The sequence below is a fragment of the Lentzea alba genome (assembly GCF_011067745.1).
In the GTDB taxonomy this organism is placed as follows: Bacteria; Actinomycetota; Actinomycetes; order Mycobacteriales; family Pseudonocardiaceae; genus Lentzea; species Lentzea alba.
This window is the reverse complement of sequence record NZ_JAAMPJ010000003.1, coordinates 550,623-565,466: the sequence shown is the minus strand read 5'-3', so window position 1 is coordinate 565,466 and position 14,844 is coordinate 550,623. Positions and strand designations below refer to the sequence as shown.

The 14,844-nt window shown below is 70.4% G+C and carries 11 protein-coding genes; 7 read left to right on the top strand and 4 right to left on the bottom strand.

The genetic code is table 11. The features are described from left to right. The first annotated feature begins 101 nt into the window (after positions 1-101). Positions 102-2,303, top strand: coding sequence for a hypothetical protein (locus tag G7043_RS15080; protein ID WP_166046230.1), 2,202 nt, complete (start codon positions 102-104; stop codon positions 2,301-2,303). 98 nt (positions 2,304-2,401) lie between these two features. Then, positions 2,402-2,884, top strand: a complete 483-nt coding sequence (locus G7043_RS15075; RefSeq protein WP_166046229.1) for a hypothetical protein — start codon at positions 2,402-2,404, stop codon at positions 2,882-2,884. A 173-nt stretch (positions 2,885-3,057) separates the two neighbouring features. Here G7043_RS15075 and G7043_RS15070 read toward each other — a convergent pair whose 3' ends face one another. Then, on the bottom strand, positions 3,058-3,759 hold the full coding sequence (locus G7043_RS15070) for an AfsR/SARP family transcriptional regulator (protein WP_166046228.1): 702 nt from the start codon (positions 3,757-3,759) through the stop codon (positions 3,058-3,060). Between the two features lie 151 nt (positions 3,760-3,910). On the opposite strand from G7043_RS15070, the gene G7043_RS15065 reads away from it, so the two are divergent. From G7043_RS15065 to G7043_RS15055, 3 genes are read left to right on the top strand one after another with little or no spacing between them, the layout of a single operon-like run. Beyond that, on the top strand, positions 3,911-6,238 hold the full coding sequence (locus G7043_RS15065) for a glycoside hydrolase family 3 protein (RefSeq protein WP_166046227.1): 2,328 nt from the start codon (positions 3,911-3,913) through the stop codon (positions 6,236-6,238). Between the two features lie 8 nt (positions 6,239-6,246). Then, positions 6,247-6,882 carry a TetR/AcrR family transcriptional regulator gene (locus tag G7043_RS49865; protein ID WP_166046226.1) on the top strand — a complete coding sequence of 212 codons (636 nt, stop codon included), beginning with the start codon at positions 6,247-6,249 and terminating at the stop codon, positions 6,880-6,882. Between the two features lie 6 nt (positions 6,883-6,888). Further along, a complete protein-coding gene (locus G7043_RS15055; protein ID WP_207311148.1) occupies positions 6,889-7,173 on the top strand; it encodes a PASTA domain-containing protein in 285 nt (94 codons plus the stop codon). Here the strand turns inward: G7043_RS15055 and G7043_RS15050 are convergent. After that, positions 7,145-8,437 (bottom strand): nucleobase:cation symporter-2 family protein, encoded by a 1,293-nt coding sequence (locus tag G7043_RS15050; RefSeq protein WP_166046225.1) that lies wholly within the window; start codon positions 8,435-8,437, stop codon positions 7,145-7,147. The genes G7043_RS15055 and G7043_RS15050 overlap by 29 nt on opposite strands. A 79-nt stretch (positions 8,438-8,516) precedes the next feature. Between G7043_RS15050 and G7043_RS15045 the strand changes: the two genes are divergently transcribed. After that, positions 8,517-9,239 carry a YqjF family protein gene (locus G7043_RS15045; RefSeq protein ID WP_166046224.1) on the top strand — a complete coding sequence of 241 codons (723 nt, stop codon included), beginning with the start codon at positions 8,517-8,519 and terminating at the stop codon, positions 9,237-9,239. Positions 9,240-9,533: 294 nt separating this feature from the next. Next, positions 9,534-12,218 (top strand): AfsR/SARP family transcriptional regulator, encoded by a 2,685-nt coding sequence (locus G7043_RS15040; protein ID WP_166046223.1) that lies wholly within the window; start codon positions 9,534-9,536, stop codon positions 12,216-12,218. An 80-nt stretch (positions 12,219-12,298) separates the two neighbouring features. On the opposite strand, the gene G7043_RS15035 is transcribed toward G7043_RS15040, so the two are convergent. Together G7043_RS15035 and G7043_RS15030 are read right to left on the bottom strand one after the other, a co-directional pair. Then, the gene (locus G7043_RS15035; protein WP_166046222.1) at positions 12,299-13,267 is read right to left on the bottom strand and encodes an acyl-CoA dehydrogenase family protein; all 969 of its coding nucleotides are present in this window, start codon (positions 13,265-13,267) and stop codon (positions 12,299-12,301) included. 14 nt (positions 13,268-13,281) lie between these two features. Next, complete coding sequence (locus G7043_RS15030; RefSeq protein ID WP_166046221.1) at positions 13,282-14,823, bottom strand: aldehyde dehydrogenase family protein; 1,542 nt, start codon at positions 14,821-14,823, stop codon at positions 13,282-13,284. Between the last annotated feature and the right edge of the window lie 21 nt (positions 14,824-14,844).

Below are 14,844 nucleotides of genomic sequence, written 5' to 3'. Positions count from 1 at the left end.
TCTTCGTCCTTAAATGCGTGTCGACCGCGTACGTGGCGGTCTCGGATCTCCGCTAGGTTCTCCCGGGTCCTGGCTGAGGAAGTGCATTCGAAGGTGAAGCGGTGCTGCCGGAATCGGCGTTCGAACGGGCTAGACGGGGAACCGGTCAGCTCTTCGCGGTGAACAGACCCGCGGGAGCCGAACGGACGCAGTACCTGATCCAGGCGGCGGAACTGGCGCGAACACACGGGTTCGCGGTCACCTGGGTCGGTTGCCGCGCGGACGCGCCCGCGTTCTGGCCGTGGCACGCGATTCTCGCCGGGCTGGGCGGTGACGCGTCGGCGCTCGACGCCGATCCCGAGGTCTGCGCCCAGAAGGTTCTCGACGTGCTGTCGGCGGCGCCGGCGTTGGTCATGATCGACGACATCGACGTGGCGGGCGAGGAGGCGTTCCAGCTCACCCAGGTCGTGGCCGGGGGCGTGCATCAGCTGCCGGTGGTCATCGTCGTCACCTCGACCGGCACCACGGCGCTCGACGACACGGTCCGGCTGGTCGAGCGGGCGCACGCGGTGCTCGCGAAGGGCCGGATCACCGAGGCGCGCGAGCTGCTCGACCAGGCGGCGCGGGAAGGCTATCCCGAGGCGGCACTCGGGTTGCCGGGCATGTGGGTCAACAAGTTCCGCGGCCGGGCCGACCGCGCGCTGGCGATCGCCCGGTTGCGCGAAGCCCTGGCCCGGCAACCGGCCGAGCCGCTGCGCACCCGGTTGACCGTGCGGCTCGCGGCCGAGCACGCGTACGACCGGCGCGAGACCGAGTCCGTGCTGGAGGCGTTGGAGCAGGCCAGAAAAACCGGTGACCAATTGACCTTGGCCGAGGCCTTGTCGTTGGCACATCACGCGTTGTGGTCTCCGGAGCACAACTCAGTGCGGCTGAGCCTGGCCGACGAGCTGATCACCGTCGCGTCGGCGTCGGGGCTGGACCTGCTGGCGCTCAGCGGGTTGTGCCGGCGCACGATGGACCTGTTCTGCCTGGGGGACCCGCACGCCGAACGGTCGCAGGTCGAGCTGGCCAGACGGGCGAGCGACTATCCGGGGCTGCTGTTCTTCCACGCCGCGATGGACGTCATGCGCACGATCCGCGCCGGCCGGTTCGCGGAGGCGGAGCAGAAGTCGTTGGCCTGCCTGCAGATCGGGCTGGAGGTGGGTGACGTGGACGCGGAGACGTTCCACAGCACGCACCTCTTCGCCATCCGGTGGCTGCAGGGCCGCGGCGGTGAGCTGGTCGACCTGGCCGAGCAGGTCACGCACTCCCCCACGTTGCCGGACCTGGAGTTCAGCTTCGAGGCAGCGCTCGCGTTGCTGGCGCTGGAGGCGGGGCAGCACGACCGGGCGCGGTCGGCGTTGCACCGGATGACGATCAACGGACTGAGCGCGGTTCCGTTGTCCAGCACCTGGATCACGTGCATGTTCTGCGTCGTGCACGTGGCCGCGGGACTCGGTGACGAGGAGATCGCCCGCGAGGCCTACCGGTTGCTCGAACCGTTCGCGGACATGCCGGTCGTGCCGGCCACCGCCATCGTCTGCTTCGGGTCGACCGAACTGCTGCTGGGCATCGCCGCCACGACGTTCGGCGAACACTCCCTCGCCGCGCGGCATCTGGAACGCGCGGTCACCACGAACATCCGGCTCGCCAACTTACCGATGACCGCCTACGCCCGCGCGATCCTCGCGCAGACGCTGGGTGGCGAACGGGGCAGGGAGTTGTTCGACGTCGCCATCACCGACGCGAACGCGATCGGCATGACGGCACGCGCCGCGATGTGGGCCCGAGACCGCGACGGACTGGCCGGACGGATCTCCATCCGCCGTGAGAGCCCGTGGTGGATCGTGTCCCACCAGGGCAGGGAGATCCGCGTCGAGGACCTGGTGGGCATGCGTTACCTCGCGCGGCTGGTGGCTCAGCCCGGTGTCGAGGTCGCCGCGCTGGAACTCGTCGGCGGTGAGGACACCGGCAACCAGTCCGTGCTGGACCCCGAGGCCCGCGCCGCGTACCTGGCTCGCATCCGCGCTCTCCGCGCGCGCATCGACGACGACCCGTCACCGCGACTCGAAGCCGAACTGGAGGCGTTGCTGCGCCACCTGGCCCGCGAGACCGGCTTCGGCGGCCGCGGCCGGAACTTCGCGGGCCCCGCCGAACGCGCCAGAACCGCGGTGCGCAAAGCGATCCGCCGGGCCATCACCACGATCGCCGCGACCGAGCAGTCCACAGCGGACGCCCTCAGTACAGCCGTCATCACCGGCTACCGCTGTTCGTACCGGCCGTGATCTTGACCACCCGACGGCAGCCGAGGCGCCACCGCGGGTCGGCAGAGTCTTGGGCACGGGGGCGCCGAGGGGGCGTCCGGCACGCACAAGGGGAACGAATGGACAGGCAGGGAGTGCTGCGGCGCGTCACGCGCTTCGGCATGTTGGGTCTCGCGGCGCTCGGCATCATGACGGTGACGACGGGCGCGGCCGAGGCGAAGTCGACGTGCTCGACCGGGAGCAAGCACGTCATCTGCTTCTCGATCAACAAGATCGGCACCGACCAGTACGCCGTGCACGTCGGCATCGACGTCAAGATGTCGCAGCAGGACGCGCAGGCGATCATCGACCAGAACGGTGACCCGTTCGACTCGTGGGCGATGGGCGCCGACTGGTTCGACAACGCGGAGTTCCGGATTCCGCTGACCTGGGTCCGCGCGGGTGCGAACGGCCTGAGCGCCGAGTTCGACATCAACGTGCCGTACAACGCCCTCGACGAGGACCCGGACGGCGGCGACGAGCTCTACGCCCGCGTGCGCCTGTTCGACCAGCGCACCTCGACGCGGACGTTCAAGTCGAACGAACTGCACAGCCCGTTCTAACGGTTCAGGGCTCACTCCCCCAGGGTGAGCGCTGATCCATCCCGGTCGATGCCTCCGAGGGGGAAGCATTGACCCGGCGCGGCGGCCCGTCACCCCCAGTACGGGCCGCCGCGCCTCCCCAAGACCGGCACCGAGACTCGCACCCCCGACACGAGCCTCGGTGCCGCTGGCGTTCACCCGGCCAGCACCGCGGCTTCCCTGCGGCGCAACGCATCGCCGGGTTCCATGCCGAACTCCTCCACCAGCAGCGCCCGCACCCGCCGGTACGTCCGCAGCGCGTCACCCGCCCGTCCCGCCCGGTGCTGGGCCTCCATCAGCAGGTCCCACAGCGACTCCCGCAACGGGTACAGCGCGACCAGCCGTTCCAGCTGCCCGATCGCCTCGGCGTGCCGGCCGGCCAGGCACAGTGCCGCCGCGTGGTTCTCCTCCGCGAACGCCACCGCCTCCCGCAGCCGCGCGATCTCCGCGCCCGCCCAGCCCTCGACCGGGCAGTCCGCCAGCGGATCACCGCGGTACAGCCGCAACGCCTCCGCGTACCGGCCACAGCGCAGGTGTTCGTCGAAGACCTCGACGTCCACGACGACCTGCGTGACGTCGAGCAGGTAGCCGGGTTCGCGGGTCAGCACCACGCCGTCCGCGCCGGCCAGCTCCAGCGACCTGCGGACCTTCGCGACGTGCCCCTGCAGCGTCTTCGTCCCCGTCGGCGGCACGTCCTCGCCCCACAGGCCGTCGACGAGCGCCGATCTGGACACCATCCGGCCGGTTCTCAACGCCAGCATCGCGAACACCGCACGCCGCCGCGCCCCGCTGAAGTGCACGGGACCCGCCGGGCCGCGAACCTCCAGCGGTCCGAGCAACCGCACCTCGATCGTCATCACCATTCCCCTCCCCTTGGACACAAGAAGAGGCGTGCCGCCGGTGTGCCGCGCCGTGACACATTTCCATAGGTAACCGAACGATAACCAAATGGTCACGGGCCGATATACCGACCGACCACTCGGTCGGGACTTCTGGTGTGCTCAGCGCATGGACATCGAGAAGGCGGCCACCATCGATTTGGCGACCAGCCTCGACCTGCCGAGGAAAGTGCGGCTGCTCACCGGTTCCGCGCTGTTCGCGCTGTGGGCCGAGCCGGAGATCGGGCTGGCGTCGCTGAAACTGTCCGACGGACCCACCGGCGTGCGCGGCGCCGAACTCAGGGGCGGCACGATCGCCTGCGTGCTGCCGAACGCCACGCTGCTCGCCCAGCACTGGGACGTCGCATTGGCCCACGAGGTCGGCGAGGTGCTCGCGGACGAGGCGGCCGCGCAACAGGTGCACGTCGTGCTCGGCCCGACGATCAACCTGCACCGCACCCCGCTCGGTGGCCGCCTGTTCGAGGCCTACAGCGAGGACCCGCTGCTGACCGGCGCACTCGCCGCCGCGTACGTGCGCGGCCTGCAGGGCAAGGGCATCGCGGCGACGCCGAAGCACTACGTGGCCAACGAGTCCGAGACCGAGCGCCGCACGGCGAGCTCGGAGCTGGACGAGAAGACGCTGCGCGAGGTCTACCTCCTGCCGTTCGAGATCGTCGTCCAGGACGCCGCGCCGTGGGCGATCATGGCGGCCTACAACAAGGTCAACGGCGTCGCCGCGACCGAGCACACCGAACTGGTCGAGGGCGTGCTCAAGGGCGAGTGGGGGTTCGACGGCCTGGTCATGTCCGACTGGTTCGCCACCCAGAGCACGGCCGAGAGCGCCAATGGCGGCCTCGACCTGGTGATGCCCGGCCCGGGCGGGCCGTGGGAGGACAAGCTGGTCGCGGCGGTCGAGGCGGGCGAGGTCTCCGAGTCGGTGATCGACGACCACCTGCGCCGCCTGCTGCTCCTCGCCGAACGCACCGGCGCGTTCGGCGAGCAACGCTCGTGGCCGGAAGACCTCCCCGCACCGGACAGCGTCATCAGGCGTGAGCAGCTGCGCAGGTTCGCCGCCGGTGGCATGACCGTGCTGACCAACAACGGCGTGCTGCCGTTGGACGCACCACGGGTCGCGCTGATCGGCCGGCACGCGATCGAGACCGTCGCCCAGGGCGGTGGCTCGGCCGGCGTGCGGCCGCCGCACGTCATCTCCATCGCCGACGGCCTGACCTCGCTGCTCGGCGACCGGGTGTCCGTTGTGGACGGTGTAGAGGTCCGGTTCCGGCACGCCTCTCCCGGCACCGGGGTGTTGCGGGACATCCGTGCCACCACGTTCGACGCGTCCGGCGAGGTGCTGGCGTCACGCGGGATGGAGATCGCCGAACTCGCGGCCTACGGCGGGTGGGCGCAAGGCGCCACGTCGATCGAGGTGTCCGGCGAGGTCGTGCTGACCGAACCGACACTCCTGCAGGTCGGTGTGCGCGGGTTCGGCGACTGGACGCTGGAGGTCGCCGACGAGTCGCACGCCGTGCGCCTGGCCTGGGCGGACGGCATCGTGGAGGAAGCGCTGCTGAAGCCACCGTTCTGGACGACCGAGGTGCTCCTGCACCCCGGCGACCGCATCACGGCCCGCGTGCGCGAGGCGGCGGCGCTGGTCGGCCTGATCACCCAGCCGGTCCCCCGGCCGCCCGCCGACGCGATCGGCGCCGCCGTCCGGGCCGCTCGTGAGGCGGACGTCGCGGTCGTGGTCGTCGGCCTGACCGAGGAGCAGGAGACCGAGGGCTTCGACAAGACGACGCTGGCGCTGCCGGGCGAACAGGACGCGCTGGTCGCCGCGGTGGCCGGGGCCGCCCGGCGCACAGTTGTCGTGGTGAACGCCGCGACGCCGATCCTGATGCCCTGGCTCGCGCAGGTCGATGCCGTGCTGTGGGCGGGTTTGCCGGGCCAGGAAGCCGGTGACGCCGTGGCGGCCGCGTTGCTCGGCCACGTCGAACCGGCGGGGCGGCTGGTCACCACGTTCCCGCGCACCGACTCCGACGCGTTGACGCCCGTGCCGGTCGACGGAGTGCTGCCGTACACCGAAGGCACCGCGATCGGCTACCGCGGCGCCTCCGACCCGTTGTTCTGGTTCGGCCACGGTCTCGGCTACACCACCTGGGAGTACGGCGAAGCGTCCATTGTGGACGACACCGTGTCCGTGCGGCTCACCAACACCGGCTCCCGGCCAGGACGCGAGGTCGTGCAGGTCTACCTGCGGCCGGAAGACGAACCGGTGCGGCTGATCGGCTGGGCGGTCGCGGATGTCGGCTCAGGTGAAACCGCGCAGGTAGAGGTGCGGTGTGACGCACGGGCGCGGCGGGTGTGGGCGGACGGCTGGCAGCCGTTGCGCGGCGGCGAAGTGCTGATCGCCCGCGGGCTCGGCGACGTCCGGGTTACCCTGCGGGCCGACCAGGAGTGAGGTGAGCGGTGTCGTTCCCGCCCAGGTACCGGGCCAAGTCGCGGGTGGACCTCTCGGGTGAGGAGTCCAGGGCGAAGGCCGTGGCCGTCGCGACCGAACTGTTCGCGACGGCAGGCTTCAAGGGCACCTCCGTCGCCGCCGTCGCGGCCAGGACAGGCCTCTCGCAATCCGGTCTGCTGCACCACTTCCCGAGCAAGGCGGCGTTGCTCGCGGCCGTGCTCGAGGAACGCGACCGGGAGGACGGCGACTTCCTGACCGGCACCACCACGCCACCGCTGGGCTGGGCGGCATTCGACTCGCTGACCGCGCTCGTGGCGCGCAACTCGACGCGGCCGCACCTCGTCGGGTTGTTCGTGCGGCTGGCGGCTGAGGGCACGGAACCGTCGCATCCGGCGCACGCGTGGGTGCAGCAGCACTACGCGAGCATGCGCACGTGGCTGGCCGAAGCTGTGCGCACCGGCCAGAAAAGCGGCGAGATCGCGGCGGACGCACCCGTCGAAACGCTGGTCCGCACGACGATCGCGGTGATCGACGGGTTGCAGCAGCAGTGGTTGCTGCAACCAGAAGACGTGGCGATGGCCGCGGAATTCGAGGCGTTCACGGACACTTTGCGCGCTCGCTGGAGTACCGTCGACGCCGGGTGAAGTCATGTGGCAGTGGTGGTACCGAACTTCCACGGCAAGCAGGCGCTCGACGCGTGGCTGACGGGCTACGACGCGGGCCTGCTCCTGCAGAGTCCTGATCCGGACGGTCCTCATCCCGTCCTGAACGGCCGCGTCGTGGCGCAGCGTCCCGCGCCGGGCGCGCAGGTCGAACGCTGGGCCGCGGTGACCGTCTGGATCGAGGGCGGCGGTGATGGCAGCGGTGTGCGCGAGCCGCGGCGTCCGCTGCCTCAGCACCGGGAAGCTACGAAGTTCGTCGACGGGTGTGGTTGAACAGCAGGTTGAGCACGAAGGCGGTCAGCGCCGCGCTCGTGATGGCGCTGCCGCCGATCACCTGTGCCCAGGCCGGGAACGCCTGGTAGATCTTCGGGGCCACCACCGGGAGCAGGCCGACGCCGATCGTCACCGCGATGATCAGCAGGTTCCCGGTGTCCTCGAAGTCGACCCGGCGCAGGATCCCCATGCCCACGGCGGCGACCGTGGCGAACATGACCAGCCCGGCCGCGCCGACCACCGGACCGGGCAGCGCGGCGACGATCTCGCCGAGCTTCGGGATCAGGCCCAGCAGCACCAGAATCGCGCCGGCGACCGCGGCGACGTACCGGCTGCGGACCTTCGTGATGCCGACGAGGCCGACGTTCTGGCCGAAGACGGTGTCCAGGAACCCGTTCATGATCCCGCCCAGCACCCCGGAGACGCCCTCGGCCGCCAGACCGCGCGCCAGGTCGCGTGAGGTGACCGGACGGCCCGTCATCTCCCCGACCGCGAGCATGTCGGCGGTGGACTCGGTGAAGGTCACCAGCATCACGACACACATGGAGATCACCGCGGCCAACGGGAACTGCGGCGCGCCGAAGTGGAACGGCTGAGCGATGCCCAGCCATGCCGCGTCACCGACGCCTCTGAAGTCGGTCAGGCCGAGGAAGATCGCCGCGATCGTGCCGCCGACCAGGCCGATCAGCACGCCCAGCTGGCCGAGCAGGCCGCGCGCGAACCGTCCGACGAGCACGATCACCAGCACGATGCCGAACGCCAGCGCGAGCTCCTTGCCGGAACCCACCCCGTCCTGCCCCGTGATCAGCCCGGCCCCCACGCCGATCAGCGACAACCCGATCACCGTGATCACCGAGCCGGTGACGACCGGCGGGAAGAACCGGACAGCTCGGGCGAACGGCACCGCGACCAGGATCCCGAACACACCGGCGGCGAGCATCGAGCCGTAGACGGCCTGCACGCCGTACTGGCCCGCGATCAGGATCATCGGCGCCACGGCGGTGAACGTCGCGCCCGCCACGACCGGCAGCCGGATGCCCAGGACGTTGCCGATGCCGAGCGACTGCAGCAACGTGATCAGGCCCGCCACCAGCAGATCGGCGTTCACGAGCAGGCCGATGGTGTGGGTGTCGAGCCCGGCGGCGGCGCCGAAGACGAGCGGCACCGTCACGCAGCCGGTGTACATGGCGAGGACGTGCTGCAAACCGAGCAGTCCGAGCCTGGCAGGTGGCAGTACCTCGTCGACCGGATGCTTGAGAGCCATGCGGAACTGTGTAGTGCCCGGTCGTTGCGGTGGCATCACACCAGGGAAAAGTCGCCCGCTCAGCGGTACGTTCGGGGGCATGACCGAGCCGGTGACGCCGCTGACGCCGCGTCCGGTGCGAATCGCGTCCGTCGGCCAGTGGTGGCGGGACGTGACGTTCCTGCACTGGGCCGTGGAGCCGGAGTCGGTCGCGGGGTTCCTGCCCGCCGGCACCCGGCCGGACGTGCTGAACGGCGTCACCTACATCGGGCTGGTGCCGTTCCGCATGCACCCGATCGGCGGGACGATCGGGCCGCGGCTGCCCTACGTCGGCACGTTCTGCGAGACGAACGTCCGCCTCTACTCGGTCGACGACGCCGGTCGGCGCGGGGTCGTGTTCCTGTCCCTCGACGCCAGCCGCATCGTCCCGGTGATGGGCGCTCGAATCGGTTCGAGGCTGCCGTACAAGTGGTCGTCGATGCGGTTGAAACGCTTCGACGACGTGGTCACCTACACCTGCCGGCGCATCTGGCCGGAACCCCGCGGCACGTCGAGCAGGGTGGTGGTGCGGGTGGGCCCCGCCGTCGAACCCGACGAGCTCAGCCGGTTCCTCACGGCCCGCTGGGGCCTGCACGTGAACTGGTACGGCAGGACGATCTACCTGCCCAACGACCATCCGGAGTGGCGGCTGCACGAAGCCGAACTGCTGGACCTCGACGACGGCCTGGTGGCAGCCGCCGGACCGGGAGCCCCCCAGGGACCCCCGGTCAGCGTGCTGCACTCGCCCGGCGTGCCGGTGCGTTTCGGTGTGCCGTCGAAGTAGGTGGTGGCCCGGCCCAGTCTGGGGGACCCGTCCGGGCCACCGGTCTTGCGGTAGTTGGCCGACGTGCGCGGTGACTTTCACACGTCGGCCGGGTTCTTGGGGAACCAGACCCGCCAACTGCGCCGACCCCCTGTCCCAGGTCTTTCTCGGGCCCGGCGACGCAGGTTCCGGATCTGAGTACAAAGGTGCCAGGAGGCGCGCACAGATTTCGCCCAGGCCGTGCACAGGCGGCCAGGGCGTTGCGCGAGGATTACCTGATCCGTACGACTACGAACATCGAGGAGAAATGCACCTGTGGAGTTCCTGCTGCTCGGTTCGCTGGCAGTACGGCGGACGGGCACATCGCTGGAGCTGGGCGGACCACGGCAACGCGCCGTCCTCACGATGCTGTTGCTGCACGCGAACGAGGCCGTCAGCGTCGCACAGCTGACCGAGGCGGTCTGGGACTCACCGCCCGTGGCACCGGAGTCGAACCTCCGCACGTACGTGGCGGGGTTGCGCAAGGTTCTCGGCGAACGGCTGGTCACCCGGCCCGGCCACGGCTACCAGCTCGTCGTCGAACCCGGTGAGCTCGACCTGGACGCGTTCGACCAGCTGGTGCGCTCCGGAGAGAAGGCCGTGGCGGACGGCGACACCCAGGCCGCCGCGGACCTGTTCGCCCAGGCGCTGGCCAAGTGGCACGGCGTGCCGACCGCCGAGCTGTCCGCGGGACCGTTGCTGCGCGCGGAGTTCACGCGGCTGCAGGAGAAGCGGCTGACCGCGGTCGAGCGGTACGCGAAGGCGGCGCTGGAGCTGGGCCGGTTCGACGACGTGATCGACCGGCTGCGGCGGGAGACGGCGCAGCACCCGTTGCGCGAGGAGCTGTGGGCGCAGTTGATGCTGGCGCTGGACCGTTCCGGGCGTCGCGGTGAGGCGCTGGAGGCCTATGCGGCCGTCCGCAAGCACATGGTCGAGCAGGTCGGCGTGGAGCCGGGCGCGCGGCTGCGGCAGTTGCAGCAGGTGATCCTCGAAAGCCGGGTGCCCTCGCCCGCGGCTTTGAACGCGCACCGCCAGCTGCCGATGGACATCGCCGAGTTCACCGGCCGCGAGTCGGAGCTGCGGCGGTTGTGCGAGCCGGGCCCGCACTCGACGGTCGTGATCTCCGCGATCGAGGGCATGGCCGGTGTCGGCAAGACGAAACTGGCCGTGCGGGCGGCGCACCAGCTCGTGTCGCGCTATCCGGACGTGCAGCTGTGGGCCGATCTGCACGGCTTCGACGCGGACGAGCTGCCGGCGGACCCGACGGCGGTGCTGGAGAGCTTCCTGCGTCTGCTGGGTGTGCCGGGCGGGCAGATCCCGGAGTCGCTGGAGTCACGCGCGGCGCTGTACCGCGACCGGCTGGCGGGCAAGCGCGCGTTGGTGTTGCTGGACAACGCGGCGGGTGAGGACCAGGTCCGGCCGTTGCTGCCCGGTGGTGCGTCCTGTCTGGTGCTGATCACCAGCCGCCGCACGTTGTTGCGGCTGGACGGGGTGAAGTCGCTGTCGCTGGACGTCTTCACGCCCGGCGAGGCGGTCGCGTTGCTGGCTCGCATCGCCGGTGAGGACCGGGTGAACGCCGACCGCGAGGCGGCCGAACGCGTCGCGGAGCTGTGCGGGCACCTGCCGATCGCCGTGGCGCTGGCCGCGAAACGGCTCGCTCGCCGTCCACAGTGGACCGTGCTGGACCTGGTGGCCCAGCTGGAAAGAGGGGGCGGTCTCGGTGCGCGGGGCGTGTTCGACCTCTCGTACCAGGCGTTGCCCGAGCACCAGAGGCGCCTGTTTCGACTCCTCGGAATCCACCCGGGAGAGGACGTCACGGCCGAATCCGCCGCCGCGCTCGCCGGGCTGACCGCGTACGAGGCCGAGGACCTGCTGGAGACGTTGCTCGACGAACACCTGCTGCAGCAGCACACCCCTGGGCGTTACGGGTTGCACGACCTGTTGCGCGCGTATGCCGTTGAACAGGTGACGGCCGCCGAGCCGCCGCCTGCCCGTGCGATGGCGCGGCGGCGGGTGATGGACTGGTACCTGCAGACGTCGTGGCAGAGTGCGCAACAGTTGAACCCGCACCGCAAGCTGGAGATCCCGGTGGCGGATCCGGCCGTGCACCCGCGCACGTTCGCCGACCGGGACGCCGCTCTGCTGTGGTGCGACACCGAACGCGCGAACCTCGTCGCGGCCGTCCGGGACGCGGCCGAGCACGGACTGCCGGAGCACTCCTGGACCCTCGCCCAATGCCTGTGGGACTTCTTCAACCTCCGCAAGCACTGGACGGACTGGATCGACACGCACGAGGTCGCGCTGGCGGCGGCGCGGTCGGTGGGCGACCGCAGCGCCGAAGGGCGGATGCTCATCACGTTGGGCATCGGGCTGCGTGAAATCCGGCGGCACGACGAGTCCGTCGAGTGCTACCAGCAGGCGCTGGCGATCTTCCGCGCGATCGGGGACAGGGCGCGGCAGGAACCGACGTTGAACAACCTCGGCATCGCGTACATGGTGCAGGGCCGGGTCGACGACGCGCTGTCGTGCTACGAACAGGCCGCCGAGATCGCCCGCGAGCTGGGCAACCTGCACACGGAAGCGGTGACGCTGAACAACATCGCCCTGCTGCACGCCGACGCCGGCCGGTTCGACGTCGCGCTGTCGCGCTACCTGCGGGCGCTGGAGATCCGGCAGGAGGTCAAGGACCCGTACAGCGAGGCGATCCTGCTCAACAACATCGGCGAGGTGTACCGGGGGTTGCTCGACTTCCCGGAGGCCGTGTCGTACATCGACCGGGCGCTGGAGACGTTCCGGGCGATCGGCGACCTGTACGGGCAGGCCGAGTCGCTGGACAACCTCGGGCTGGCACTGGACGGCCTCGGGGACCGGCGCGGGGCGGAGAAGTGCTGGCTGGAGTCCGTGACCCTGTTCGAAGAACTGGGCGAACCCAAAGCCGACGAAGTCCGCGCCCGCCTCTAGCCCGTAAGGAGGTTGATGAGGGGAGCTTTCACAAACCTGAGGTTTGTGAAAGCTCCCCTCATCAACCTCTCGGCTGCTCGTCAGATCTCCACCGAGTCCAGCAGGGAGGCCACCGTCGGGTCGATTGCGGCTGCGGCCCGTGCGTCGCGGAACCTGCGCTCGATGCCCAGGTCCCGCCGGAACGCCGCGTCCCCGCACACCTTCATCGCCAGATCCGTCACCGCCACCGCTGCCTCGGTCGCGGTGACCGCCAGCAGCCGGACCCGGTCGGCCGACCGTTCCGGATGCCACGTCACCGCGGACAGGGTGTCGTTGTAGAGCACGCGCACCGAGTCGGTGCGCAGCCGCATCCGGACCAGGTCGGCCCTTGTGCGCGGGTCACCGCCGCCGAGATGTCCCAAAGCCGCGGCCAGCGCGCCTTCCATCAGGCCCAGCGACACGGCCGCCCCGAGCACCAGGAACCACGGGAACGCCAGCTCTTCCGACCACAGCTGGTTGGACGCCGGCACCCGCACGGGATCCGCCTCCACGCAGGTGGCGACGGTCCCGCGCAACCCCATCCCGGCGTGGTCGGCCGGCACCAGCAGCCCCGGTGCCTGTGCGGGAACCAGGAACAACGCCGCGCCGCAGGACCAGACGTAGCTGTCCGCCTCGCCGGCCGCGATCACCCAGCTCTTGCGCGCCCGCACCTGCACCACGTCGCCGTGCGCGGACACCACGCCGTCGGCACCGAACGCCGCCAACGTCGACAGGTGCCGGCCCGCCGCGATCTCCGCGCGCAACCAGTGCGGTCCGGAGCGGTCCAGCACGGCGGCCGCCGAGTAGTGCGAGCGCAGGACGGAAGCCGTTGCGCCGCAGACGCTTGCGACGTGCTCGACCACTCGTCCGGCCGAGCGCAGGTCCTGTCCTCCCCCGCCGACCGTGCGCGAGATGGTCATGCCCAGGATGCCGCTCGCGCCCAAGGAGTTCAGGGCGGCGCGCGGGAATCTGGCCTGCTGGTCAACATCGGCGGCCTGAGGGGCCACCACGTTCTGCACAATGCGGAGCAAGTCCGCGCGGTACGTCACGTTGGCGGGTAAAGCGAGTAGGAGGGGAAGTTGCCGTACGGCCGTTCATCGGGCGGACCCTCTGTGACGGCGTGCACGAGCAACGCGCCACCCACGAACGCACCGCGCCAAGACGCGCCACGGCCGCCGAACACCTCGTCCCGGTCACCGCGTGACCGCGGCTTGTTGATGCCGACCTTGAACGCCTGGATGTCCGCGCTCAACCGCCGAGCCGTGGCCTCGTCGTCGCAGGCCAGCGACGCGACCAGCGCGCCGTTCGAGGCGTTCATCGCGGCCAGCAGCTCGGCCTCGGTGTCCACCAGCACGATCGTGTCGACCGGCCCGAACGGTTCGGCGTGGTGCAGCACGGACGCCCGCGGCGGGTCGAGGATCGCGACCGGTGCCAGGTAGGCGGCGGTCTGCTGGCCGGGCAGGAACCGGCCGTCGTCCGCCGATCCCCGGTACAGCGGCACACCACCGGCCCGGATCGCCTCGTCCACGACGTCACCGAGCTCCTTGGCCTTCGCGTCGTTGATCAGCGGGCCGAAGTCCAGCGACGGCAGCTCGTCGCCGGGCGAAGCGACGGCGAGCGGATGACCGAACTTCACGTCTCGCACCGCGGGCAGGTAGACGCTCAGGAACTTGTCGAACAGCGACCGCTGCACGACGTAGCGCGGGTAGGCGGTGCAGCGCTGCTTGCCGTAGTCGAAGGCCTTGCGGATCTGCGTGCCGAGCATGTCCCAGGAGTCGGTTTCCCAGACACCCCAGCAGTTCAGGCCCTCCTGCTCCAGCACGTGCCTGCGCTGCGAGTCGACCAGCCGGGTCGCGATGGAGCTGCCGACGTCGCGACCGCCCACAAAGGACACACAACCCAGGAACGACGACCCGACCAGCACCGGTGCCAGCTCGGCCCCGCTGCCGCTGACGAGCGTGAACGGCAGCCCGGACCGCGCGGCCAGGGCGGTGGCCAGCGTCAGGCAGCTCACGCCGCCGTCGGTCGGTGCCTTGGCGATAACGGCGTTGCCCGCCAACGCCTGCACCAGCATCGCGTGCATCAGCACGCTCATCGGGTAGTTCCACGAGGCGATGTTGCTGACCGGCCCGTTCAACGGCGTCCGGCCCGCGAGCATCCCGTCGATCTCCTCGACGTACCACCGCACACCCTCGATGCACCGGTCGACGTCGGCCGTCGCAAGCCGCCACGGCTTGCCGATCTCCCACACCAGCAACAACGACAGCAGGTCGCGGTGCTGGGTCAGGGCGTCCAGAGCCTCTGAAACGCGGGCTTTGCGTTCCGCGAGAGGCACTTCACGCCACTCCATGTGCTGCTCGACGGCGGAGACCACCGCACGGCCCGCGACGTCGAAGTCGAGGAACGGCGGGCCCGCGATGGTGGAGCCGTCGACCGGGGTGGTGGCGGGCATCGGTTCACCGGAACGACTCCACCCGCCGCCGAAGTGGTTGAGCAGCCGATCGTCGTGGAACGCTTCCGGTGCGACCTCGACGCACTGCGAATAGACCTCGTTCCACGAGGTGCCGGGCTTGAGGATCAACGACATCGGAGTGCCCTCCCGGTGCCT